Below are 21373 nucleotides of genomic sequence, written 5' to 3'. Positions count from 1 at the left end.
TTGTCTTCAGGCGCTCTGGCGGAAGTCGGCGTCGTCGGCATCCGGGCCGCCCGTCGACATGTCGAGGGCAAAGCCCTTCACGCGTGCCTGCTGGGCAGTGACGCTGTGTTCGGCACGGCGGGCCTGTGTGGCCGCCGCCTTCGGCGAAGCGGACTTGGCAGGCGCGATCTTGCGAACCACCGGCTGTGCTGCCGGCGCAAGCCTGCGGGCTGACCCATGGCCATGCTCGACCTTGAAGAAGGCGATCGACGCCTGCAGTTCCTCGGCCTGCGCGGCGAGCTCTTCGGAGGTCGAAGACATTTCCTCGGATGCGCTGGCGTTCTGCTGGGTTACCCGGTCGAGCTGCTGGATCGCTTCGTTGATCTGTGCTGCCCCGACGTCCTGCTCGCGGCAGGCAGCCGAGATTTCGGCCACCAGTTCGGCCGTCTTCTGGATGTCCGGCACGAGGCGGTTCAGCATCTCGCCGGCATCGGTCGCCACCTGAACGGTGTCGCCGGAGAGCGCGGAAATTTCCGCCGCGGCCGCCTGGCTGCGTTCGGCAAGCTTGCGCACTTCCGATGCGACGACGGCAAAGCCCTTGCCGTGTTCGCCGGCACGTGCCGCCTCGACGGCGGCATTCAGCGCCAGGAGGTCGGTCTGGCGGGCGATTTCCTGGACGATCGAGATCTTCTCGGCGATCGTGCGCATGGCACCGACGGCACGCGAAACGGCCTGTCCGGAGGTCTCTGCGTCACGCGAGGACTGGCGGGCGATCTTTTCGGTCTGTGCGGCATTGTCGGCATTCTGCTTGATGTTGGCCGCCATTTCCTCCATCGACGCGGAGGCCTGTTCTGCAGCAGATGCCTGTTCCGTCGCACCCTGCGACAGCTGCTCGGAACTGGACGACAGTTCCTGGCTGCCCGACGACACGTTGTCGGAAGCCGCAAGCGCGTCGCCGACCACGCCGCGCAGGCGTTCGATCATCGTGTTGACGTAGCCGAGCAGGTCGCCGATTTCATCGCGGGTGGTGATCGTGGCGAGCGTCGTCAGGTCGCCCTCGGCAACGTTCTGTACCGCAGTCACGGCATTTCGCAGGCCGCGATTGATGGAGAGCGCGATCCAGAAAGCAGCGGCAAGCGCGACCAGCAGGGCGATGCCGGCAACCGCGATCATGATCATCCGCGTCTGCTGGTAATCTGCTGCCGCATCCGCCTTCGCTTCGGCCAGGCGCGCGGTTTCCATCTCGACGACTTCGTCGAGGAGCTTGTCCATTTCGGTCACGGTAACGCGGTTGTCGGTCGAGGAAATCCGCAGCGCACCGGCATGATCGCCAGCCAGCATCAGCGCGCGGATCTGGTCGTCCTGCTTGCGGTAATCCGTCACCAGCGACTTCAGCTTGCTCCAGTAGACCATGCCCTTTTCGGTAGCCTTCTGCAGGATCGCGTCGTAGCTGACGTCGAAATCCTTGCGCAGCGTATCGATTTTCGATGCGTAGCCGGGGATCTCGTTGGCATCGGTGGCGAGCAGCATGTTCTTCTGCTGTCTCAGCTGCTGCAGCTGCGCGTTGGCGAGATCCTGGGTCAGCTTGAGGCGGGCGGCCGGACCTTCGATGGTGTTTTCGAGCGTCGCGTTGAGACCGCCCAGGCTGATGATTCCAAGCGTCGCGACGGCCACGAGCATGAGGATGAGAAAGCCGAACGCGGAGGCCAGTTTAAGTTTGATCGATGCACGCATGATATGTCCTCTGGTGCGTTAGGCCGTGAGAGCATGAGCGGATGGCCGCTCCTGCTGGCTTGAAAAGATGGTCTGCAGGTTGGGAATGATGATGAATTCGCCGCCGCGCCGGACGAGGCAGTCGATAAAGTCCGGCCGCCAGCGCATGCCGACGCTCGGCGGCGGTTCGCCGGCGCTTCTCTCCAGCGTCGTCACCTCGTTGACCTTGTCGGTGCGGATGCCGGTGAGCGTCGGCTCGCCCTCGATGTCGAGTTCGATGACGATGATGCGGCTGTCGATGGTCGGGACCGTCGCCTCCATGCCGAAAGCGAGCCGGATATCGGCGAGCGGAATGACCTTGCCGCGGAAGTTGATGACGCTGCCGACGAAGGCCTTCGCCCCGGGCACCGGCGTCTCCGGCAGGAGGTCGAGGATTTCCTGAACCTTCACCGCCTCGATTGCGAACATCTCGCCGGCGATGTCGAAGGTCAGCACCTCGAGTTCGGTGCGGCCTGCCCAGAGGCTGTCGGAGATCTTGCGAAGCGTTTCGTTCATCCTGCAGCGCGCAACTGCGCCTCCTGATATTGTCCAGCCGACACGAGATGCGCGACGTCGAGGATGAGTGCCACGCCGCCATCTCCGAGGATCGTGGCGCCCGAGAAGCTGGCGACGTCGTGGTGAAGCTTGGACATGCTCTTGATAACGGTCTGGTGGTCACCGATGATCTGGTCGACGACCAGGCCCACGCGCTCGGAGCCGGTGGAAATCACCACCACCTTCTGGAACTGGTCGGGCTTGCTGCCGGTGCGGAAGAGATCCCGCAGCCGGATGAACGGAACCAGGCTGTCGCGCAGCGAGATGAAGCTGCGGCCGCGCGAGCGCATGTCTTCCTCGACGGACAGTTCGAGGCATTCCTCGACCGCGGACAGAGGGATGACATAGCGGCCGGTGCCGACGCGCACCAGGAGCCCGTCGATGATGGCAAGCGTCAGCGGAATGGCCAGCGAGATTTCCGACCCTTCGCCGGGGCGGGAAACGACGCTGATGGTGCCGCGCAGCGCATCGATGGTGCGCTTGACGACATCCATGCCAACCCCGCGGCCGGACAGGTTGGTCACCTGCTGCGCGGTCGAGAAGCCCGGCTGGAAGATCAGCTGCAGAAGCTCCTGGTCGCCGAGAACTGCATTGGGAGCGATCAGCCCGGATGCTTCCGCTTTGGCTCGCACCCGGTCGCGGTCGATGCCGCGACCGTCGTCCCTGATGGTGATGATCACTTCGCCGGCGGCCTGGCGGGCCGACAGGAGGATGCTGCCCGAGGCGGGCTTGCCGGCGGCGCGGCGCTCATCGGCCGTTTCCAGCCCGTGGTCGCACGAGTTGCGCACCAGGTGAACCAGCGGATCCGCGAGCCGTTCGATGACGCTCTTGTCGACTTCGGTGCTTTCGCCCTCGGTGATCAGTTCGATCGTCTTGCCGGTCTCGATGGAGAGGTCGTGGACAAGCCGGCGGAAGCGGCTGAACAGATGCGCCACCGGCACCATCCGTAGCACCATCATCGTATCGCGCAGCTCTCCCGACAGACGTTCCACGTCCTCCGAGACCGCCCGCAGCATCAGGTCACCGCTGACGCCGGCCAGCTGGCTGAGACGCGACTGGGCGATGACGAGCTCGCCGACGCGATCCATCAACTCGTCGAGGCGTTCGGCTGGAACCCGGACGTTTTCGTTGTTCTTTGCCTGCTTGGCATCGGCCTGAGCGGGCGCGGACCTTGTCGCTGCCGGCAGATCGGCGGCGACGGGCTGGCTCTGTACCTGCGGCAGATCCTGCGGCAGTGCGGCTTCCGGCCTGACGGCCTCGACCGCCGGCTTGCGCACGGATCCGGTAGTTGGGCCTGCACCCGTGATCACTTCGACATCGAGCTGCATGTCGTCCATGACGAAGATGAACACGTCGTCGATGGCCGACCGCGGCTGCTCGGTCATCAGTTCGACGGTCCAGGCGATGTGAAGATCGGTCGGGACCAGGTCGTCGAGCGCTGGTACAGTGGAGCGGTCGGCAACGATCCTGCAATCACCCAGGTCGCGAAGTTCGTCCAGCAGGCCTATCGGATTGGTGCCGTTCGCCATGGCGTTGACCGGCAGCTGGAAGCGCAGCCTGTAAGTGCAGGCGGCAGGCCTCGCGGGGACGGCCGGAGCCGGCTTGCCGACTGAATCGACAGCGGTGCGCAGCCGCGCCAGAAGCATCTCGCTCACCGCGTCATGGTTGCCGCCCGGCACCTCGATCAGCGCCCGCATGTGATCGGTGGCGCCGAGGACTGCGTTGACGAGATCGTGGCTGGCCGGAACCGTTCCCTTGCGCACCTGGTCGAATGCGCTTTCGCAATGATGCGTGAACGCCGCAAGGGCTTCGAAGCCAAACATGGCGCCGGAGCCCTTGAGCGTGTGCAGTCCGCGAAACACGGCGTCGATCTGTTCCTTGTCGCCAAGGTCATGGTTGAGATCCAGGAGACCCGCCTCGACCTGTTCCAGGAGCTCGGCGGCCTCGGTGCGGAACACCTGGACGGGATCGGGAAAACTCATCGTCCGAGTACCTTCCTGACGATCTTGACCAGGCTCTCCGGATCGAAAGGCTTGGTCAGCCATCCGGTGGCACCAGCCGATTTGGCCTCCTGCTTCAGTTCCTGGTCGGACTCGGTCGTCAGGAAGATGACCGGGACACCCATGCAGGAGGGGATCTTGCGCAGCTCGCGGATCATTGTCAGGCCGTCCATGTTCGGCATGTTGAGATCGGTGACGATGAGGTCGAACTGGGCGCCCTGCAGCTTGGCGATGCCATCGACGCCGTCCACCGCCTCGGTGACGGTGTAGCCGGCATTGCTGAGCGCGACCCGCGTCGTCAGGCGGATGCTGGCCGAATCGTCAACGGTCAGGATGCTGGCAGTCATTGTACGTCTCCTTGGTGAAGCCAGAAGTTTGCATCTTCCGACGACATGTCTTGAAGGAAGCCCGAGCGCTCGAGCAGATCGCGCAGGGTTCCGGAAGCAGGCTTGGCGAGTGCAATCTGTCGGCCGGAGGTGGCGGCATAGATCCGCGCCGACTCGACGAGCTGCAGGAAGCTCAGATCGATTTGCGCATCCTCGGCGATGGCCAGAGACACCGACGAATTGGCGGTGAGAGCTGACAGCAGGCTCGCTCGATGATCGGTGATGGTGCGCAGAGAAAGAGGGCCGTTCAGGCTGAGCTCGAAGCGCCCCGGTACGACTGACATGTTAGGCGCTCTCCGTGCGTCATTACCTACGATAGTGCACGCAGAAGCTGAGCAAATATCATTAATGGTTCCCTAAGGGCCCGCTACCACTTCTCGCTCGGAAAGACTGATGGTCGAATCCTTGGTAAATTAGCAGAACAAAATTAACCACGCGCGCTGATTGAAAAACGCCATTCGTCAGTCATTAACGCCCCCTCGTCACAACCTGAATGCGCAACGTGCTGGATGGGCGACGCAAGATCGGACGCATCATTTCGCAACGGCTGCGAGATCCGCGAAGGCGGGACATGATGAAGGAGGCCGCGGCTGTGGCTTTGACTGCGATGAGTTACCAAACCCAACCGACGCTGCCCGGGCATCCGCAGCTGACGATGATCGAAGAGGCTCGCTCGCGTCTCGAGCAGCGCTTTCTGGATGGTGGGGCGGTGCTCTTGTCGGTTCTCGACATCCTCAACAAGATGATCGCTTCGCTTGACGCGCTGACCGGCTCGCTGGACGAGGAGACCGCCGCCGCGACGATGGACGAACTTGCCGCCACCATCTCCGTCCTGTCAGGCATGACGGCCCGGCAGGCCGATCGCCAGGCTCGCCTCAAGGACATCGCGCTCTGCGAGCGTGTCCTGCGGCCACACGTCGCCACCATGCAGGAGACGCTCCGCTACCTCCGCACCTTTGCCGTGACGGCAAAGATCACCGGTGCCGGCATCGCCGATTTCGCGGGCTTCGCCGAGGAAATCCTGCAGCGCATCCAGGAAGGCGCGCAGCAGGTCAACAACTTCTCCGATCGGCTTGCAGCCTTGGGCGCCGGTCTCGGCCCGGTGATGGCCAAGGGCGAGACAACGCTTGCCCGTTACGGCCAGCAGGTGCCGAAGATCGTCGACAGCCTGAATGGCGGCATCACACAGATCCGCTCCCAGCGGCAGGATCTTGCAGCCCGCGCCAGCCAGGTGCGCTCCATCGCCCGTGGCATCCAGGGCAAGCTTGCCTCGACGCTGTCAGCCATGCAGATCGGCGACATCACCCGCCAGCGCCTCGAACATTGCCAGTCCAGCTTCGCGATCCTCGAAGACTATCTCGGCTCCGCCGACGCCGATCATCTGAATGCCGACAACCGCCAGAAACTGACGTCGCTCATTCGTCACCTCGTGGCCAATCAGCTCGCACAGTCGCGGCACGACTTCGACCGCGACACGACCCTGATCGTCGAAACCGTCTCGAGCTTCACATCGGAACTGGCGCAGATTGCCGCCATCCAGCAGGCAATGACCGGTGAGGATGACGATCGGAGCGCCGGCGCCATGCGAAACCTTGAAGCAGGCGTTGCAGAGGCGCGCCGGGCTGTCGGGGAGATCGAACTGGTGGCGCGCGCTGCGGGCGAGATGACCGAACGGACGCTCTCAACCGTGCAGGCGCTGCTGGAGGGGATCGGCGTCGTGCAGATCGTCCGCGGCGATATCCACTACATGGCGCTGAACACCAACCTGCGCTGCGGCAAGATCGGCGAGGAGGGCCGGGCGATCAACGTGGTGACGGCGGAACTGCGGATCTTTGCCGGCCGGCTTGATGAGGTGGCCGACCAGATCCTGGACGAATTGAAGGGGCTGCAGGGCACGACCGAGCAGCTTTTGGCCGATGCGGATGGGGCCTCGGCACAGCCGGAAGGCGATACGCTCGATGCGCGCCTCGCTCGTGCCATCGACCGGATCCATGCGGTTGCGGATGCGATGGAGTCCGATCTCGAACGGATCGCGGAGGAAGGACAGGGCGGCATCCGGCAGATGAATGCCGCTCTGCTGAAGCTCGACTTCCAGGCCGATCTCGGCGACACGCTGCGGCTCTGCGCCGAAGAGTTCGCCATCGATGGCGAAGATCTGTCGCTGGAGGGGCTTGAGGAGGCGATCGCCGTGGTCGGCCCGCAGATCAACAGGCTCTACACCATGGCATCGGAGCGCGAACTGCATGCGCGCATCCTGGGAACAGCCGCGCCGGTAGAGCCGCCGCTGATGGTCCTGTCGGACGATGATCTCGACGACGCGCTGTTCTAGGAGCGGCGGCCTTCAGTCGTCGACGTGGTCGTGGCCGCCCAGGCGGCCCGGCCGCCAGTAGCCTTCGGAGGCGATCTGGCTGCGTTGCATGCCCCGCTCCAGCAGATGCCGCCGCTGGGCCCGCACATTGCTGGTTTCGCCGATGACCAGCGCTTGGCCCTGGCCATCCGGCAGGGCGAAGGCGGACAGCCGGTCGAGCATGACGTTGTTCGGCCCGGCCGGGATCTCGCCACGATGGATCCATTCCATCGACACGTCGCCGGACGTGTCGAGCGGCATCTGCCAGCTTGCATCCTGCACCTCGATGAAGGCAAAGGCGCGCGACCGGGCCGGCAGCTCTTCCAGGATGTGCAGGATACCCGGAATACAGGTCTCGTCGCCCGTCAGCAGATGCCAGTCGGCCTCCGGGTTGAAGACGATCCGTCCCCGCGGCCCCTTCACTTCAACCGCGTCGCCAGCCTTGGCACCTCGGGCGAAGTTCGGTCCGACGCTGTCGCCGTGCATGACGAAATCGACCGCGATCGTACCGGTCTCGCGGTCGACCTTGCGGATTGTGTAGTGGCGGCGCCCAAGTTCGCCATTCTCCAGCGGCAGGAAGAACACGATGTCCTGACCGGGTTTGTAGGTGAACTCGGCGATCCGGTCGGTGCCGAGAAGCACCCGGCGCAGCTGTGGCGTCACGTCGAAGGCATCGGTTACCGTGAGCGTCCAGCTGGGAAGCATCGGGCGCTGGCGCGGCGCGCCTTCGGCAGTGTTGGTAGGCTGATCCATCGGAGGTTCCTTTCTTCGATCGGGCAGCGGCTCAGCGCTGCCTCCAGAACATGCTGACCGATACCGCGGAATTCCTTCCCTTAGAAGTCATATTTTGCAAGTGCGATGCGGCCGGCCGCGAGATGTCGGATACCGCCATGTGAACCCTAGAAAGCTGCCGGGGTTTCCGTGCGGCCGAGACGCGCGCGACGGGTTTCGACCGGTGCGTCGCCAGGTCGTCGCGTTCAAACAAAGACAGGCCCCGAAGGGCCTGTCGTGTCGTCAGATGTTGAAGGCGTTTCAGACGTGGCTGCTTTCCAGCGTGCCATGCGTCTCGCGGCTGCGTTCCCGCCGATTGTAGCGGATCGACGACCAGAGCGAGAGGCCGATCAGTCCCGCACCGCCCAGACCGGTGATTACTTCCGGGATGTGGTACAGGGTCTGCACGTACATGATCACCGACAGGATCAGGATCGCGTAGAATGCGCCGTGCTCCAGGTAGCGGTATTCCGCAAGCGTGCCCTTCTCCACCAGCATGATGGTCATCGAGCGCACGTACATTGCTCCGATGCCAAGGCCGATGGCGATGATGAACAGGTTCTGCGTCAGGGCGAAGGCGCCGATCACGCCGTCGAACGAGAAGCTGGCATCCAGCACTTCCAGATAGATGAAGGCGCCGAGGCCGCCCTTTGCGGCCTCGCTCATGGTTTTCTGCGAGGCATCCAGCACCCCGCCCAGGACTTCGACGAGCAGGAAGGTGAGGAGGCCGTAGACCGCCGAATGAACGAAGGTTGATGCTTCCGCTTCCGGCAGCAGCTGCGAGAACAGCATGATCAGCAGCAGGACGAATGCGATCTCGACACCCTTGATCGACGCATAGCGCGCCATCCGGCTTTCGATCACCTCAATCCAGTGGATGTCCTTCTCGTGGTTGAAGAAGTAGGTGAGGCCGACCATCATCAGGAAGGTGCCGCCGAAGGCTGCGATCGGCAGGTGCGCGTCGTTCATGATGCGCGCATATTCTTCCGGTTCCGCGGCGGCAAGCACGATCGCATCGATCGGCCCGATACCGGCGGCGATCACGACGATCAGCAACGGGAAGACGATGCGCATCCCGAACACCGCGATGAGGATGCCCCAGGTGAGGAAGCGATGCTGCCAGACCGGCGTCATGTCCTTCAGCTTGTTGGCGTTGACGATGGCGTTGTCGAAGGAGAGCGAGATTTCCAGTACCGCCAGCACGGCGCAGATGAAGAACACGGTCAGCATGCCGCCGATGGTGCCGGTCGACTGCCAGCCGAGCACGCCGCCGAGGATCAGGCCGACAATGGTGACGATGAAGGCCCAGCGGAAGTAGCCGAGCGCCGATGTCGTGGAATTCGGATTCATGTGCGCACCTCGATCGGCAGGACGAGGCACAAGGACGAGTAGGCGGCATGCATGCCAAAGGCTGCATCCGCACGTGGGATGTTGAAGGATTTCATGAGTTCAATCCGCCGGCTTGCTTGCAGGCGGTACCGACATCGCGAGAGCGCCGTAAAAACTCTCGCCAGAGGGGCCCGGCACCAGTATTCCGCCCTGGGGTTCGGTTGGACCGCAGGAGACTGTTCCTAAATTGGCGGCTTTTCGCTAAACGTCAAGGGCGTCCGCGTCTGCGCCCATTCCGCTTGCATGGCATTCGAAGCCGCAGCAGCCTTTTTTTGGGATCGGCGTGATCACCTTGACCTTTTCGCCTTTGCAAGGCATGAGGCACGCCTGCCCGCGCCAGTCGGCGGCATTTCTGTTATATTGCCTGCAAGAAACTGGCCGAAGGAAAGAAAAACAAAAATGAGCAAAGTTACATCTTCCGCGCCGTCGCAGCGGATGCTGCGGGTCGGCGAACAGGTCCGCGCCGCCATCACCCAGGTTCTGCAGCGCGGCGAAGTCCGCGACGATCTGCTCGAGAAGACGGTCATCTCGGTGTCCGAAGTGCGCATGTCGCCGGACCTGAAGATGGCGACCGCCTATGTGACGCCGCTCGGTGTGGCGGACCACGAAGGGGTGATCGCAGCGCTCAACCGGAACGCAAAATTCATCCGCGGCCGCATCGGTGGCCAGTTGCGCCAGATGAAGTACATGCCGGAAGTGCGTTTCCGCGATGATACCAGCTTCGACAACTACAGGAAGATCGACGCCCTCTTGCGCTCGCCTGAAGTCCGTCGCGATCTGGAAGAGCCCGACGCGTCCACCGACGACAAACCAGAATAGAGAAGCATGTCCAGACCCCGCAAACCCAAGGGCCGGCCGGTTTCCGGCTGGCTGATCCTCGACAAGCCCGTCGACTTCGGTTCCACCGAAGCCGTCGGCAAGATCAAGTGGCTGTTCAACGCCCAGAAGGCCGGCCATGCCGGTACGCTCGATCCGCTGGCATCCGGCATGCTGCCGATCGCGCTTGGCGATGCGACGAAGACGGTCCCTTACGTCATGGACGGCCGCAAGATCTACGAATTCACCGTCACCTGGGGCGAAGAGCGTTCGACGGACGATCTGGAGGGCGAGGTCACCCAGACCTCCGACCAGCGGCCGACGGAAGAACAGATCCGCGCCCTCATGCCGGCCTATATCGGCGTCATCAGTCAGATCCCGCCGCAGTTCTCGGCCATCAAGATCGCCGGCGAACGCGCCTACGACCTGGCCCGCGAGGGCGAGACGGTGGAAATCCCGTCACGCGAGGTCGAGGTGCACCGCCTGACGCTCCTGAAGGCGGAGACCGACAGGGCGTTCTTCGAGGTCGAGTGCGGCAAGGGCACCTATGTCCGTTCGCTCGCGCGTGATTTCGGCCGTGAGCTCGGCTGCTACGGCCACATCTCCGAACTCCGCCGCAGCTTCGTGGCGCCGTTCGCCGAAGAGACGATGGTGCCGCTTTCGACGCTGATCGCCCTGGAGGAAATCGAGGATCGTGACGAACGTCTGGCGGCTCTCGATGCTTATCTGGTCGATACCAGCGAGGCTCTGTCGGCGCTGCCGCAGATCCGCATCAGCGACGACCAGGCCCACCGCCTGCGGATGGGAAATCCGATCATCCTGCGCGGCCGTGATGCGCCCGTGGCCGAGCCGGAAGCGGTCGCGCTTGCCGGCGGCAAGCTCGTGGCGATCGGTGAAATCGGCGAGGGGGAGTTCCGCCCGAAGCGCGTCTTTGCCTGAGGGCCGGCCGGAACATTCCACTTCCCAAGGCTCGCCGGATGGTTTATAGGCACCGCCAGCTGTAGACGCGCTTATTGCGCCTCTTTAAGCTTTCACGGCCAAAGCTGACCGACATCTCGGCTTCTGGCGTCCTGTTCCCCCTTCACGAAAGGATCACCCGATGTCGATCACTGCAGAGCGCAAGGCTGAGCTCATCAAGGAATACGCAACCGTCGAAGGCGACACCGGTTCTCCGGAAGTTCAGGTCGCGATCCTGACGGAGCGCATCAACAATCTGACGGGTCACTTCAAGGATCACAAGAAGGACAACCACTCGCGTCGTGGCCTTCTGACCATGGTATCGACCCGTCGTTCGCTTCTTGACTATCTCAAGAAGAAGGACGAATCCCGTTACAGCAAGATCATTGCTGCGCTGGGCATCCGCCGCTAGCACATTCCGGCAGGCGCTCGCATCGAGCGCCTGCCGCTTTACGTTCGGACCCTGTCCGATGCAATTCCCGCGCCGCGCCCTGTTCGCGTGGTGAGAGTGCCCGCAGATCCGGATGGGCCGGCTCTGCCAAAACCAAACCGTTGACCTGTCATGGGGCAGGATTGCCGGATGCTTTGGGATGAAGCGCCAACGCTTCTCCACGACCCTCGAAAATGAGGGCGCTCGATCGAAAGCCTCCCGCTGTCTTGCCCGTGATCTCGTCACATTGCGAAGGCCGCCGCCATTTCCGGCTCCCGAGGAGGGAGCCGATGCCGCGCCGCCACGCTACGAAGGACATATCATGTTCAATACGCATACCGTCGAAATCGAGTGGGCAGGCCGCCCGCTCAAGCTGGAAACCGGCAAGATCGCCCGTCAGGCTGACGGCGCCGTTCTCGCCACCTACGGCGAAACCGTTGTTCTCGCCACCGTCGTTTCGGCCAAGTCGCCGAAGCCGGGCCAGGACTTCTTCCCGCTGACCGTCAACTACCAGGAAAAGACCTACGCCGCCGGCAAGATCCCGGGTGGCTACTTCAAGCGCGAAGGCCGTCCGTCGGAAAAGGAAACGCTGGTTTCCCGCCTGATCGACCGTCCGATCCGCCCGCTCTTCCCGGAAGGCTACAAGAACGACACGCAGGTTGTCGTCACGGTCATCCAGCATGACCTGGAAAATGATCCGGACGTGCTGTCGATGGTCGCCGCTTCCGCTGCCCTGACGATCTCCGGCATCCCTTTCATGGGCCCGATCGGCGGCGCGCGCGTTGGCTACATCAACGGCGAATACGTCCTCAACCCGCATCTCGACGAGATGGATGAATCGACCCTCGATCTGGTCGTTGCCGGCACCGGCGACGCAGTCCTGATGGTTGAATCGGAAGCCAAGGAACTGAACGAAGACATCATGCTCGGCGCAGTGATGTTCGGTCACCGCGGTTTCCAGCCTGTCATCGACGCGATCATCAAGCTTGCCGAAGTGGCTGCCAAGGAGCCGCGCGAGTTCGAAGCAGAAGACCATTCGGCTCTCGAAGCAGAAATGCTGCAGCATTTCGAAGCCGAACTGCGCACTGCCTACAAGAACACGCAGAAGGCCGAGCGCTACGCTGCCGTCGACGCCGTCAAGGCCAAGGTCAAGGCGCACTTCTTCCCGGAAGGTGCCGAGCCGAAGTACACGAACGAAGTCATCGGCGCCGTCTTCAAGCACCTGCAGGCAAAGATCGTTCGCTGGAACATCCTCGACACCAAGAGCCGCATCGACGGCCGCGATCTTGAAACCGTTCGCGCCATCGTCTCGGAAGTCGGCATCCTGCCGCGCACCCACGGCTCGGCCCTGTTCACCCGCGGCGAGACCCAGGCGATCGTTGTTGCAACGCTCGGCACCGGCGAAGACGAACAGTACGTCGACAGCCTGACCGGCATGTACAAGGAACGCTTCCTTCTGCATTACAACTTCCCGCCCTACTCGGTCGGCGAAACCGGTCGCATGGGCTCCCCGGGCCGTCGCGAAATCGGCCACGGCAAGCTCGCATGGCGCGCCATTCGTCCGATGCTGCCGACGCCGGAACAGTTCCCCTACACGCTGCGCGTCGTCTCCGAGATCACCGAGTCCAACGGCTCGTCCTCGATGGCAACCGTCTGCGGCACCTCTCTGGCTCTGATGGATGCAGGCGTTCCTCTGGCAAAGCCGGTTGCCGGCATCGCCATGGGCCTGATCCTCGAAGGCGAGCGCTTTGCGGTCCTCTCCGACATCCTCGGCGACGAAGATCATCTCGGCGACATGGACTTCAAGGTCGCCGGCACCGCCGACGGCATCACTTCGCTGCAGATGGACATCAAGATCGCCGGTATCACCGAAGAGATCATGAAGGTCGCGCTTGGCCAGGCACAGGGCGGCCGCAAGCACATCCTGAGCGAAATGGCCAATGCCATCACCGAGGGTCGCAGCCAGCTCGGCGAGTTCGCACCGCGCATCGAAGTCATGAACATCCCGGTCGACAAGATCCGTGAAGTCATCGGCTCCGGCGGCAAGGTTATCCGCGAAATCGTCGAAAAGACCGGCGCCAAGATCAACATCGAAGACGATGGCACGATCAAGATCGCCTCGTCCTCCGGCAAGGAGATCGAAGCGGCCCGCAAGTGGATCCATTCGATCGTCGCAGAACCGGAAGTCGGCGCCATCTACGAAGGCACGGTCGTCAAGACCGCCGACTTCGGCGCCTTCGTCAACTTCTTCGGCGCCCGCGACGGCCTCGTCCACATCTCGCAGCTCGCCTCCGATCGTGTCGCCAAGACCCAGGACGTGGTCAAGGAAGGCCAGAAGGTCTGGGTCAAGCTGATGGGCTTCGATGAACGCGGCAAGGTTCGCCTGTCGATGAAGGTCGTCGACCAAGCAACCGGCAAGGAGCTCACCAAGGCTGAAGGCGGCGAAGCTGCCGAGTAAGCCCTGAGCTTCCGGACACCTCTCGGGGCGCGGGAATTTTCCGCGCCCTTTTCTTATCAAGACATGGAAAAACGCCCATGAGCCGCGACGCAGTGAAGACGCTGTTCCATCCCTTCGCGACCGGCACGCTGCCGGCGCCTGCCGAAGGATCTCGCATTCTGTTTCTCGCCGCCGAGAGCGGTCCGCGCCTGCCGGAAGGCTTCGCTGCCGAGATTACCAACGTCCAGCCGCTGCGGCCGCTGTTTCGCCCCCTGAGCATCGCTGGCGCGCATGTGGTGCCGGAGCCGGAAGGTGAGGGCTATGATGCCGCCTTGATCCTCTGCGGTAAGCACAAGGGCGAGAACGAGCAGAATGTTGCCGAAGCGCTCGCACGCGTCCGCGACGGCGGCATGATCGTGATTGCCGGCTCGAAGGAAGACGGCATCCAGCCGCTCCGCAAGCAGCTGGCGAATTTCGGTTTCACCATAGAGCACCTGCCGAAGTACCACGGCGTCGTTGCCTGGTTCGAGCGCCCGCAGGACGTCTCGGCAGCAGTCGAGAAGCTCACAAAGCAGCCGAGCGTGATCTCGGCGCGCTTCCAGACCATTCCCGGTACCTTCTCGCATGATCACGTCGATCCGGGCTCGGAACTTCTCGCCAGCCGCCTGCCGACCGACTTTGACGGCAACGCCGCCGATCTCGGCGCCGGCTGGGGTTATCTTTCGGTGATGCTGGCAGAAGCGTCGCCGCGCACCAACCGCATCGACCTGTTCGAGGCTGATCACCGGGCGCTCGAGTTCGCGAAGAAGAACCTTTCCCTCAACTGCCCGGACCTGCAGGCCCGCTTCTTCTGGCAGGATCTGGCCGCCGAGCCGATCAAGGAGAAATACGACCTGGTGATCATGAACCCGCCCTTCCACGAAGGACATGCGGCCGATCCCGAACTCGGTCAGGCCTTCATCAAGGCTGCCTCCGCCGCCCTGCGGATCGGTGGCCGGCTGCTGATGGTTGCCAACCGCGGCCTGCCCTATGAGCCGACCCTGGCCGCCGAGTTCAAGGAGAGCGGCGAAGTCTGCCGCAACGCCCGCTTCAAGGTGCTGCAAGCCCGTAAGTGACACGTTTCGAGATCTGCCTGCGGATACCGGCGATGCCAGATACCGGCAATGACTAGCCCTGTAGCGGCTGTCGCAGATCCTGAAGCTGACCGAGCCTCTGCGTGCGCGCAGGCCGCTGGCGGACGCCGCCATGGCCGGCAATGCCAGGCTGAGGAAGAGTTGCGGTCGGCTGGCGCGGCGAAACTCGAACACCGCTGAGCGCTCTCCGCTCCTCCATACCTGAATGACAAAGGCCCGGCCGTCGATTTCCGATGGCCGGGCCTTAGTCATTGATGGTCGATGCCGCTGTGGGCGGCAAACTATCGGTAGGCGTTCCGCCTACTCCACGTCGGCGTTGCGCAGGCGCTCGAGGGTCGGCAGCGACGTGATGTTGTAGCCGGCATCCACATAGTGGATTTCTCCGGTCACGCCTCGCGACAGGTCCGACAGCAGGTAGAGCGAGGATCCGCCGATGTCCTCGATCGTCGCCGTGCGCCGCAGCGGCGAGTTCTTCTGGTTCCAGGAGTAGATCGCCCGGGCATCCGAGATACCGGCGCCGGCAAGCGTGCGCACCGGACCGGCCGAGATTGCATTGACGCGAATATCCTTGGGACCGAAATCGGCAGCTAGATAGCGAACCGAGCTTTCAAGTGCCGCCTTCGCGACGCCCATGACGTTGTAGTTCGGGATCACCCGCATCGAGCCGCCATAGGTCAGCGTCAGGATCGAGCCGCCTTCGGTCATCAGGCCGGCTGCCCGCTTGGCGATCTCGGTGAACGAGAAGCAGGAAATCACCATGGTCCGGCTGAAGTTTTCGCGCGTGGTGTCGGCGTAGAGGCCCTTCAGCTCGTTCTTGTCGGAGAAGCCGATGGCATGCACGACAAAATCGAGCTTGCCCCAGCGCTCCGCCACCTCCGAGAAGACATTATCCACGGAGGCGAGATCCTCCACATCGCAGGGGACGACGACGTCCGATCCGACTTCCGTCGCCAGCGGCTTCACCCGGCGTCCGAGCGCATCTCCCTGGTAGGTGAAGGCGAGTTCAGCGCCCTGTGCCGCCAGCGCCTTGGAGATACCCCAGGCAATAGAGTGATTGTTGGCGACGCCCATGATGAGGCCGCGCTTCCCCTGCATTAGTCCGCTCATGGTCTTATCCGTTGAAACGCTGGAAGACGAGCGTGGCATTCGTGCCGCCAAACCCAAATGAATTGGAAAGTGCGATGTCGATCTTGGCGTCGTCGATGCGCTTGCGAACAATCGGCACGTCCGCAAATTCCGGGTCGATCTCATGGATGTGCGCACTTTCGCCGATGAAGCCGGCCTGCATCATGAGCAGCGAGTAGATCGATTCCTGCACGCCGGCGGCGCCGAGCGAATGTCCGGTCAGCGACTTGGTGGACTGGATGTGCGGGATCTTGTCACCGAACACTTCGCGGATGGCACCGATTTCCTTCGAATCGCCGACCGGCGTCGACGTGCCATGGGTGTTGATGTAGTCGACGGTGCCGTCGACGGTGGCGAGCGCCTGACGCATGCAGCGCGCAGCGCCTTCGCCGGACGGAGCCACCATGTCGTAACCGTCGGAGGTCGCGCCGTAGCCGACAACTTCGGCGTAGATCTTGGCGCCGCGGGCCTTTGCATGCTCCAGCTCTTCGAGCACCAGAACACCAGCGCCGCCTGCAATGACGAAGCCGTCGCGGTTGACATCATAGGCGCGGGACGCGCTGGCCGGCTGGTCGTTGAACTTCGACGACATGGCGCCCATGGCATCGAACAGGTTCGACATCGTCCAGTCGAGGTCTTCGTGGCCTCCAGCAAACATCATGTCCTGCTTGCCCCACTGGATCATCTCGACGGCATTGCCGATGCAGTGCGCCGAGGTCGAGCAGGCCGACGAGATCGAGTAGTTGACGCCGTGGAGCTTGAACCAGGTGGCAAGCGTCGCAGATGCCGTGGAAGACATGGCCTTCGGCACGGCGAACGGTCCGATACGCTTCGGGCTGTTGTTCTTGATGGTGATCTCGGCGGCTTCGATCAGCGTGCGGGTGGATGGACCACCCGATCCCATGATGATGCCGACGCGCTCGTTCTGCGCGTAGTCGGCTTCCTCGAGACCCGAATCGGCGATCGCCTGCTTCATCGCCACATGGTTCCAGGCGCCGCCCTGCGACAGGAAGCGCATCGCCCGTCGATCCACCAGATCGGTCGGATCAAGGTTCGGGCTACCCCAGACCTGGCACTTGAAGCCATGCTCGGCAAAATCGTTGGAGAACGAGATGCCGGACTTGGCATCGCGCAGGGACGCAGTGACCTCTTCGGCATTGTTGCCGATGGAGGAAACCACACCGAGACCTGTGACAACTACCCGTCGCATGAGATTAGACCTTTTCAATCGTTGTATCGCGAGACCGGGTTCACACCCGGCCGCGGGCCGTCAGGCGGCCTTTTCCTGAAAGAGACCGACGCGCAGATCGGTAGCGCGATAGATCACCTCGCCGTCGGCCTTCATCCAGCCGTCGGCGATGCCGAGCACCAGTCGACCGCGCATGACGCGCTTGAAGTCGATGCCGTATTCGACAAGCTTCGTCTCCGGCGTCACCATGCCGGTGAACTTGACTTCGCCCGTGGACAGCGCGCGGCCCTTGCCGGGCTCGCCCAGCCAGCCGAGATAGAAGCCGGTCAGCTGCCACATGGCGTCGAGGCCTAGGCAGCCGGGCATGACGGGATCGCCTTCGAAGTGGCAGGGGAAGAACCACAGGTCGGGCGTGATGTCGAATTCGGCACGGATGAAGCCCTTGTCGTTAGGGCCTCCGGTCTCGGAGATCTCGGTAATCCGGTGGAACATCAGCATGGGTGGCAGTGGCAGCTGTGCATTGCCCGGGCCGAACATCTGGCCGTGCGCACAGGTGAGTATTTCTTCGTAAGTGAAGCTGGATTGTCTGCTGTCCATGAGGTCTGTCCGTTCCCCCTCGTCATCGGTCCTGCGTGTTTAAAGCAAGACCGTTCGAAATTGAAGCGCATGGAGGCGGCTTCCTGCGACACAGGGCTGCCGTATCCAAGGTTGAGATAGGTCCGCATATAGGAACCCGGCAGGGCAAACTAGAGGCAAGCGAGGCAAATTTTTACATATCGCGCCGGTCGCAGGCGCACGGAAGCGCCCTATTGAAAGGCGGCCAAGTAAAAGTTATATCCAAAACTCGACAAATCGTCGTTCGACGGGAGTTTGCCTCGATAATGGCCGAAGCCATCACGGATGTGGAAACCAGACTGCGCCATTGTGGCCTGCGGCCGACCCGGCAGCGGGTGGCTCTCGCCGATCTGCTGTTTGCCAAGGGTGATCGGCATCTGACGGTCGAGGAACTGCACGAGGAAGCGACCGCGGCCGGCGTTCCGGTATCGCTGGCCACCGTCTACAACACGCTCCATCAGTTTACCGAAGCGGGTCTCATCCGCGTTCTCGCTGTCGAGAGCGCCCGGACCTACTTCGATACCAACGTCTCGGACCACCACCATTTCTTCGTCGAAGGCCGCAACGAGGTTCTCGATATTCCGGTCAGCAACATCGCCATCGGCAACCTGCCCGATGCGCCGGATGGCATGGAAATCGCCCATGTCGACGTGATCATCCGGCTGCGCGAAAAGCGCGGCTGACACTCACTTCCGCTTCTTCTTTTTCATCGCCTCGTGCGCCGGACGTCCGGCGCGCGGGCGGTATCGTGGCAGCGTCCAGCCGAACCGCAGGGCGCCACCCCGCAGCGAAAACGCCAGCAGGATGCCGACAGCCGAACTGAAGGTCGGCGGCAGTCCGAGAAGCTGCGCCGCGGTGAAGGCGCTGGCACCTGCGAGTGCGGCCGTCACGTAGATCTCCGGACGCAGCAGGATGGACGGCTCGTTGGCAATCAGGTCACGCAGGATGCCGCCGAACGTCGCGGTCATCGTCCCGGTGACGATGGCGATGGTCGGAGACTGGCTGATCGCCAGCCCCTTTGCCGCGCCCATGACGCTGTAGGCGGAAAGTCCCACCGCATCGAGCCATACCAGCAGCCGGTATCGCCACTCAACGCGGTGCGCGCTGAGGAACACGATGACGCCGATCGCCGCGCAGATGATCAGGTAGGTCGGATCCACCACCCAGAACACCGGGCCCTGGCCGAGCACCAGGTCGCGGAGCGTTCCCCCGCCGACGCCGGTCACGGCGGCAAAGAACAGGAAGCCGATGAGGTCGAGTTCCTTGCGCGAGGCGGCAAGCGCCCCGGTTGCGGCAAACAGCGCCACGCCCGCATAATCCAGGATCGTCAGAAGCGGCATCGTCATTCCCCGTCAGCCGGCACCAGCGTCGCGCAAGTGCACGCACATAGCATAGCGCCGCACGCCACGCCCGGCCATCGACGCCGCGCATTGTCTACAGACGAATAGGGATCGACGGCCATGCAGCATATCTTCATCCGGATGACCATGTTGCTGGCGCTGGTGCTCATCCCGACCATGGCCGGCGCCCAGCAGAGCCTGCTGAGCGACCCGGAAATTTACGAGAAGGACCATTTCCGCAAGCAGTGCCAGAAGGTCGAGTTCGGCGACGGCTTCATTACCCGTCTGGACATCAACAATGACGGCATCATCGATGCCATCGCCAACCACGATGAAATGACCTGCGACGGCAAGAAGGCCGCTGCCTGCAACGACGAGGGCTGCCCCTATAACTTCTATCTGCAGGTCAAGGAGGGCGGCTACTTCATGATCGCCACCGCGCAGATTTTTGGCTACGATTTCATCAAGCGCTTCGGCAACATGGTCTTCGTCTTCAAGATGGCGCCGCGCTACTGCGATCGCACCGATGATACGCCCTGTGAGATGACGGTCCGTGTCCGTGGTGCGCGGATGGTCACCATTTCCAGAAAGTAGCGGGTTTCAGAACGGCCGGTCGATGCGCCCTGTCGCGTAATAGCCGATCAGCCCCAGCCATTCGCGCACCGCAGTCGCCGTATTCTGGGCATTCAGGGACGGCTGGGTGAAGTCGAAGCCGAATGAGAGGCGGCCGCTGGTGCGATAGTCTACCGGCCATGGCGTTACCTCGATCCCGGCCCTGGCAAACAGCGCCATCGCCCGTGGCATGTGGAAGGCCGAGGTCACCAGCACGCAGTCCGCAAGGTTTTCCGCAGCCAGCATCTCACGGGTGTTGAGCGTATTCTCCCAGGTATTGCGCGAGGTGTTTTCCTTGATCAGCCGATCGGCCGGCACTCCATAGGCTGCGAAGAACCGTTCCGAGGCGCCGGCTTCTCCCTCGTATCTGCCGCTGAACGAGCCGTCGCCGCCGGACACGAGGATCCTTGCCTGCGGATGGGCGAGTGCCAGCCGCAGCGTTTCGGTGTAACGGTCGGCTGCGGCATTGAACTCGATGCCGCCACGGCCGCTCATCACTTCGTTTTCGACCGCACCGCCCAGCATGACGATGCAGGAGATAGCGGCTGGCGGCTCGGTGGGTCGCGGAACCTCGTTCTCGAGGGACTGGAGCAGGACATTGCCCGTGGTGGTGTAGAGCGTCACGAACAGGACGAGTGCCGCAACGAGCGACGACAAGCCGCCGAGGCGTCGCCACCCGGCAAGGGCCGCCAGTGCGCCGATCAGCGCCAGCAGGAATGCAAGCGATAGCGGCTGGACGACCAACCAGAAGATTTTAGACAGATAGAACATCAGCTCACTTGCGGGCGAGAGTACGGGGAACGGCAGAAGCGGCAGCGGGGCGCCGGTTCTTGTAACGCTGGTGAAGGGCGCGGCGCAGCATGAGCGTCGAAAGCGCAACGGCGAGCGACAGCATGGCGGCGATGAACAGCGCGAACTGCGGCATCGCGATCCCGATAATCGCACCCGTCATCGCGCCGCTGACCATGCCGAGCCAGGGCACCAGCTGAATCCCCCAGTCGAACCGCCGTTCGCCCATGATGAAGGCACCGATCCCGCGTCCCAGCCGCGACAGGGCGCCGGTCACATAGGTCAGGCCGATCGGCAGGCCCTCGATGTGCTCGACGGCAGCGTTGACCATGCCCATCGCCAGGACCACCAGATAGAAGCGCGGCAGGTGCAGCGACGGCTCGCCGAGAAGCGATGCCGTTGCCAGCAGGATGGAGACTCCGGCCAGCACCCCGAAGATGCGGCGCGCCACGAGATGGGCGACGATGACGCCGAGCGCATTGCCGGCGACGAAGACCAGGATGGCCAGCAGCAGGATCAGTCCATGGTGTGTCTGGCCATCGGCCAGAGAGATCGCCGCGCGCGTGGTGTTGCCGGTCATGAACGACACGAAGTCTCCCGAGAGCCGCAGGCCTACCGCATCCGTCATTCCGGCGATGAAGGAAATCGCCGCCACGAGCGCGATGCCCGTCCAGGTGCGCTGGATGCGTATGATCCGTCTTCGCCTCGCGCGTGTCATGTTCGCTCCAGGTTTGCCTCGGACTGCGCTGCG

General features: G+C 63.1%; 21 protein-coding genes. 8 read left to right on the top strand and 13 right to left on the bottom strand.

The window, feature by feature from the left end:
* Positions 1–6 precede the first annotated feature (6 nt).
* From AAIH46_RS14020 to AAIH46_RS14000, 5 genes are read right to left on the bottom strand one after another with little or no spacing between them, the layout of a single operon-like run.
* The gene (locus AAIH46_RS14020; RefSeq protein ID WP_430306483.1) at positions 7–1713 is read right to left on the bottom strand and encodes a methyl-accepting chemotaxis protein; all 1707 of its coding nucleotides are present in this window, start codon (positions 1711–1713) and stop codon (positions 7–9) included.
* Between the two features lie 18 nt (positions 1714–1731).
* A complete protein-coding gene (locus AAIH46_RS14015; protein WP_430306482.1) occupies positions 1732–2247 on the bottom strand; it encodes a chemotaxis protein CheW in 516 nt (171 codons plus the stop codon).
* Positions 2244–4268, bottom strand: coding sequence for a chemotaxis protein CheA (locus AAIH46_RS14010; RefSeq protein WP_430306481.1), 2025 nt, complete (start codon positions 4266–4268; stop codon positions 2244–2246). Before AAIH46_RS14010 ends, AAIH46_RS14015 begins: the two co-directional genes overlap by 4 nt.
* Positions 4265–4633, bottom strand: coding sequence for a response regulator (locus AAIH46_RS14005; protein WP_430306480.1), 369 nt, complete (start codon positions 4631–4633; stop codon positions 4265–4267). Before AAIH46_RS14005 ends, AAIH46_RS14010 begins: the two co-directional genes overlap by 4 nt.
* Entirely contained in the window at positions 4630–4956 is a 327-nt protein-coding gene (locus tag AAIH46_RS14000; protein WP_430306479.1) for an STAS domain-containing protein, read from the bottom strand. The genes AAIH46_RS14005 and AAIH46_RS14000 overlap by 4 nt, the downstream gene beginning before the upstream one ends.
* Positions 4957–5279: 323 nt before the next feature.
* Between AAIH46_RS14000 and AAIH46_RS13995 the strand changes: the two genes are divergently transcribed.
* Positions 5280–7001, top strand: a complete 1722-nt coding sequence (locus tag AAIH46_RS13995) for a chemotaxis protein (protein ID WP_430306478.1) — start codon at positions 5280–5282, stop codon at positions 6999–7001.
* A 12-nt stretch (positions 7002–7013) separates the two neighbouring features.
* Here the strand turns inward: AAIH46_RS13995 and AAIH46_RS13990 are convergent, their stop codons facing one another.
* Entirely contained in the window at positions 7014–7772 is a 759-nt protein-coding gene (locus AAIH46_RS13990; RefSeq protein ID WP_430306477.1) for a siderophore-interacting protein, read from the bottom strand.
* Between the two features lie 279 nt (positions 7773–8051).
* A complete protein-coding gene (locus tag AAIH46_RS13985; protein WP_430306476.1) occupies positions 8052–9140 on the bottom strand; it encodes a DUF475 domain-containing protein in 1089 nt (362 codons plus the stop codon).
* A 438-nt stretch (positions 9141–9578) separates the two neighbouring features.
* Here AAIH46_RS13985 and rbfA point away from each other — a divergent pair, with 438 nt between their 5' ends.
* From rbfA to AAIH46_RS13960, 5 genes are all read left to right on the top strand, one after another.
* Positions 9579–9998: a 30S ribosome-binding factor RbfA gene (rbfA, locus tag AAIH46_RS13980; RefSeq protein ID WP_430306475.1), complete on the top strand. Its 420-nt coding sequence runs from the start codon at positions 9579–9581 to the stop codon at positions 9996–9998.
* A gap of 6 nt (positions 9999–10004) precedes the next feature.
* A complete protein-coding gene (gene truB / locus AAIH46_RS13975) occupies positions 10005–10934 on the top strand; it encodes a tRNA pseudouridine(55) synthase TruB (protein WP_430306474.1) in 930 nt (309 codons plus the stop codon).
* Positions 10935–11094: 160 nt separating this feature from the next.
* The gene (gene rpsO, locus AAIH46_RS13970; protein ID WP_430306473.1) at positions 11095–11364 is read left to right on the top strand and encodes a 30S ribosomal protein S15; all 270 of its coding nucleotides are present in this window, start codon (positions 11095–11097) and stop codon (positions 11362–11364) included.
* Positions 11365–11704: 340 nt separating this feature from the next.
* Entirely contained in the window at positions 11705–13840 is a 2136-nt protein-coding gene (pnp, locus tag AAIH46_RS13965; protein ID WP_430306472.1) for a polyribonucleotide nucleotidyltransferase, read from the top strand.
* A 77-nt stretch (positions 13841–13917) separates the two neighbouring features.
* Positions 13918–14934, top strand: coding sequence for a class I SAM-dependent methyltransferase (locus AAIH46_RS13960; protein ID WP_430306471.1), 1017 nt, complete (start codon positions 13918–13920; stop codon positions 14932–14934).
* Positions 14935–15252: 318 nt separating this feature from the next.
* On the opposite strand, the gene fabI is transcribed toward AAIH46_RS13960, so the two are convergent.
* Genes fabI through fabA form a run of 3 tightly spaced genes read right to left on the bottom strand, consistent with a single transcriptional unit; the run spans position 15253 to position 17863 of the window.
* A complete protein-coding gene (gene fabI, locus AAIH46_RS13955; RefSeq protein ID WP_430306470.1) occupies positions 15253–16059 on the bottom strand; it encodes an enoyl-ACP reductase FabI in 807 nt (268 codons plus the stop codon).
* 4 nt (positions 16060–16063) lie between these two features.
* Positions 16064–17287 carry a beta-ketoacyl-ACP synthase I gene (gene fabB, locus AAIH46_RS13950; protein WP_430306469.1) on the bottom strand — a complete coding sequence of 408 codons (1224 nt, stop codon included), beginning with the start codon at positions 17285–17287 and terminating at the stop codon, positions 16064–16066.
* Between the two features lie 60 nt (positions 17288–17347).
* The gene (gene fabA / locus AAIH46_RS13945) at positions 17348–17863 is read right to left on the bottom strand and encodes a 3-hydroxyacyl-[acyl-carrier-protein] dehydratase FabA (RefSeq protein WP_430306468.1); all 516 of its coding nucleotides are present in this window, start codon (positions 17861–17863) and stop codon (positions 17348–17350) included.
* A 284-nt stretch (positions 17864–18147) separates the two neighbouring features.
* Between fabA and irrA the strand changes: the two genes are divergently transcribed.
* Positions 18148–18564 carry an iron response transcriptional regulator IrrA gene (gene irrA, locus AAIH46_RS13940; RefSeq protein ID WP_430306467.1) on the top strand — a complete coding sequence of 139 codons (417 nt, stop codon included), beginning with the start codon at positions 18148–18150 and terminating at the stop codon, positions 18562–18564.
* A 3-nt stretch (positions 18565–18567) separates the two neighbouring features.
* Here irrA and AAIH46_RS13935 read toward each other — a convergent pair whose 3' ends face one another.
* Positions 18568–19221, bottom strand: coding sequence for a trimeric intracellular cation channel family protein (locus AAIH46_RS13935; protein ID WP_430306571.1), 654 nt, complete (start codon positions 19219–19221; stop codon positions 18568–18570).
* 120 nt (positions 19222–19341) lie between these two features.
* Here AAIH46_RS13935 and AAIH46_RS13930 point away from each other — a divergent pair, with 120 nt between their 5' ends.
* On the top strand, positions 19342–19815 hold the full coding sequence (locus AAIH46_RS13930; protein WP_430306466.1) for a hypothetical protein: 474 nt from the start codon (positions 19342–19344) through the stop codon (positions 19813–19815).
* A 6-nt stretch (positions 19816–19821) separates the two neighbouring features.
* On the opposite strand, the gene AAIH46_RS13925 is transcribed toward AAIH46_RS13930, so the two are convergent.
* Positions 19822–20604: a YdcF family protein gene (locus tag AAIH46_RS13925; protein ID WP_430306465.1), complete on the bottom strand. Its 783-nt coding sequence runs from the start codon at positions 20602–20604 to the stop codon at positions 19822–19824.
* Positions 20605–20608: 4 nt separating this feature from the next.
* On the bottom strand, positions 20609–21340 hold the full coding sequence (locus AAIH46_RS13920; RefSeq protein ID WP_430306464.1) for a YoaK family protein: 732 nt from the start codon (positions 21338–21340) through the stop codon (positions 20609–20611).
* Positions 21341–21373: the final 33 nt, after the last annotated feature.

Origin of the sequence: Rhizobium sp. 0TCS1.26 (assembly GCF_050455525.1) — a bacterium.
Classification (GTDB): Bacteria; Pseudomonadota; Alphaproteobacteria; order Rhizobiales; family Rhizobiaceae; genus Neorhizobium.
The sequence above is the reverse complement of the archived record's forward strand: the minus strand, read 5'-3'. Positions and strand labels throughout refer to the sequence as shown.

Excerpts from the sequence above, each read along its gene's own strand:
- AAIH46_RS14010 (WP_430306481.1), bottom strand. The coding sequence starts at position 4,268 with ATGAGTTTTCCCGATCCCGTCCAGGTGTTCCGCACCGAGGCCGCCGAG.
- AAIH46_RS13960 (WP_430306471.1), top strand. The coding sequence starts at position 13,918 with ATGAGCCGCGACGCAGTGAAGACGCTGTTCCATCCCTTCGCGACCGGC.
- AAIH46_RS14020 (WP_430306483.1), bottom strand. The coding sequence starts at position 1,713 with ATGCGTGCATCGATCAAACTTAAACTGGCCTCCGCGTTCGGCTTTCTC.
- AAIH46_RS13935 (WP_430306571.1), bottom strand. The coding sequence starts at position 19,221 with ATGCCGCTTCTGACGATCCTGGATTATGCGGGCGTGGCGCTGTTTGCC.
- AAIH46_RS13930 (WP_430306466.1), top strand. The coding sequence starts at position 19,342 with ATGCAGCATATCTTCATCCGGATGACCATGTTGCTGGCGCTGGTGCTC.
- AAIH46_RS14005 (WP_430306480.1), bottom strand. The coding sequence starts at position 4,633 with ATGACTGCCAGCATCCTGACCGTTGACGATTCGGCCAGCATCCGCCTG.
- rbfA (WP_430306475.1), top strand. The coding sequence starts at position 9,579 with ATGAGCAAAGTTACATCTTCCGCGCCGTCGCAGCGGATGCTGCGGGTC.
- pnp (WP_430306472.1), top strand. The coding sequence starts at position 11,705 with ATGTTCAATACGCATACCGTCGAAATCGAGTGGGCAGGCCGCCCGCTC.
- AAIH46_RS13995 (WP_430306478.1), top strand. The coding sequence starts at position 5,280 with ATGAGTTACCAAACCCAACCGACGCTGCCCGGGCATCCGCAGCTGACG.
- fabB (WP_430306469.1), bottom strand. The coding sequence starts at position 17,287 with ATGCGACGGGTAGTTGTCACAGGTCTCGGTGTGGTTTCCTCCATCGGC.
- truB (WP_430306474.1), top strand. The coding sequence starts at position 10,005 with ATGTCCAGACCCCGCAAACCCAAGGGCCGGCCGGTTTCCGGCTGGCTG.
- AAIH46_RS14000 (WP_430306479.1), bottom strand. The coding sequence starts at position 4,956 with ATGTCAGTCGTACCGGGGCGCTTCGAGCTCAGCCTGAACGGCCCTCTT.
- AAIH46_RS13985 (WP_430306476.1), bottom strand. The coding sequence starts at position 9,140 with ATGAATCCGAATTCCACGACATCGGCGCTCGGCTACTTCCGCTGGGCC.
- irrA (WP_430306467.1), top strand. The coding sequence starts at position 18,148 with ATGGCCGAAGCCATCACGGATGTGGAAACCAGACTGCGCCATTGTGGC.
- AAIH46_RS13990 (WP_430306477.1), bottom strand. The coding sequence starts at position 7,772 with ATGGATCAGCCTACCAACACTGCCGAAGGCGCGCCGCGCCAGCGCCCG.
- fabA (WP_430306468.1), bottom strand. The coding sequence starts at position 17,863 with ATGGACAGCAGACAATCCAGCTTCACTTACGAAGAAATACTCACCTGT.
- AAIH46_RS13920 (WP_430306464.1), bottom strand. The coding sequence starts at position 21,340 with ATGACACGCGCGAGGCGAAGACGGATCATACGCATCCAGCGCACCTGG.
- rpsO (WP_430306473.1), top strand. The coding sequence starts at position 11,095 with ATGTCGATCACTGCAGAGCGCAAGGCTGAGCTCATCAAGGAATACGCA.
- AAIH46_RS13925 (WP_430306465.1), bottom strand. The coding sequence starts at position 20,604 with ATGTTCTATCTGTCTAAAATCTTCTGGTTGGTCGTCCAGCCGCTATCG.
- AAIH46_RS14015 (WP_430306482.1), bottom strand. The coding sequence starts at position 2,247 with ATGAACGAAACGCTTCGCAAGATCTCCGACAGCCTCTGGGCAGGCCGC.
- fabI (WP_430306470.1), bottom strand. The coding sequence starts at position 16,059 with ATGAGCGGACTAATGCAGGGGAAGCGCGGCCTCATCATGGGCGTCGCC.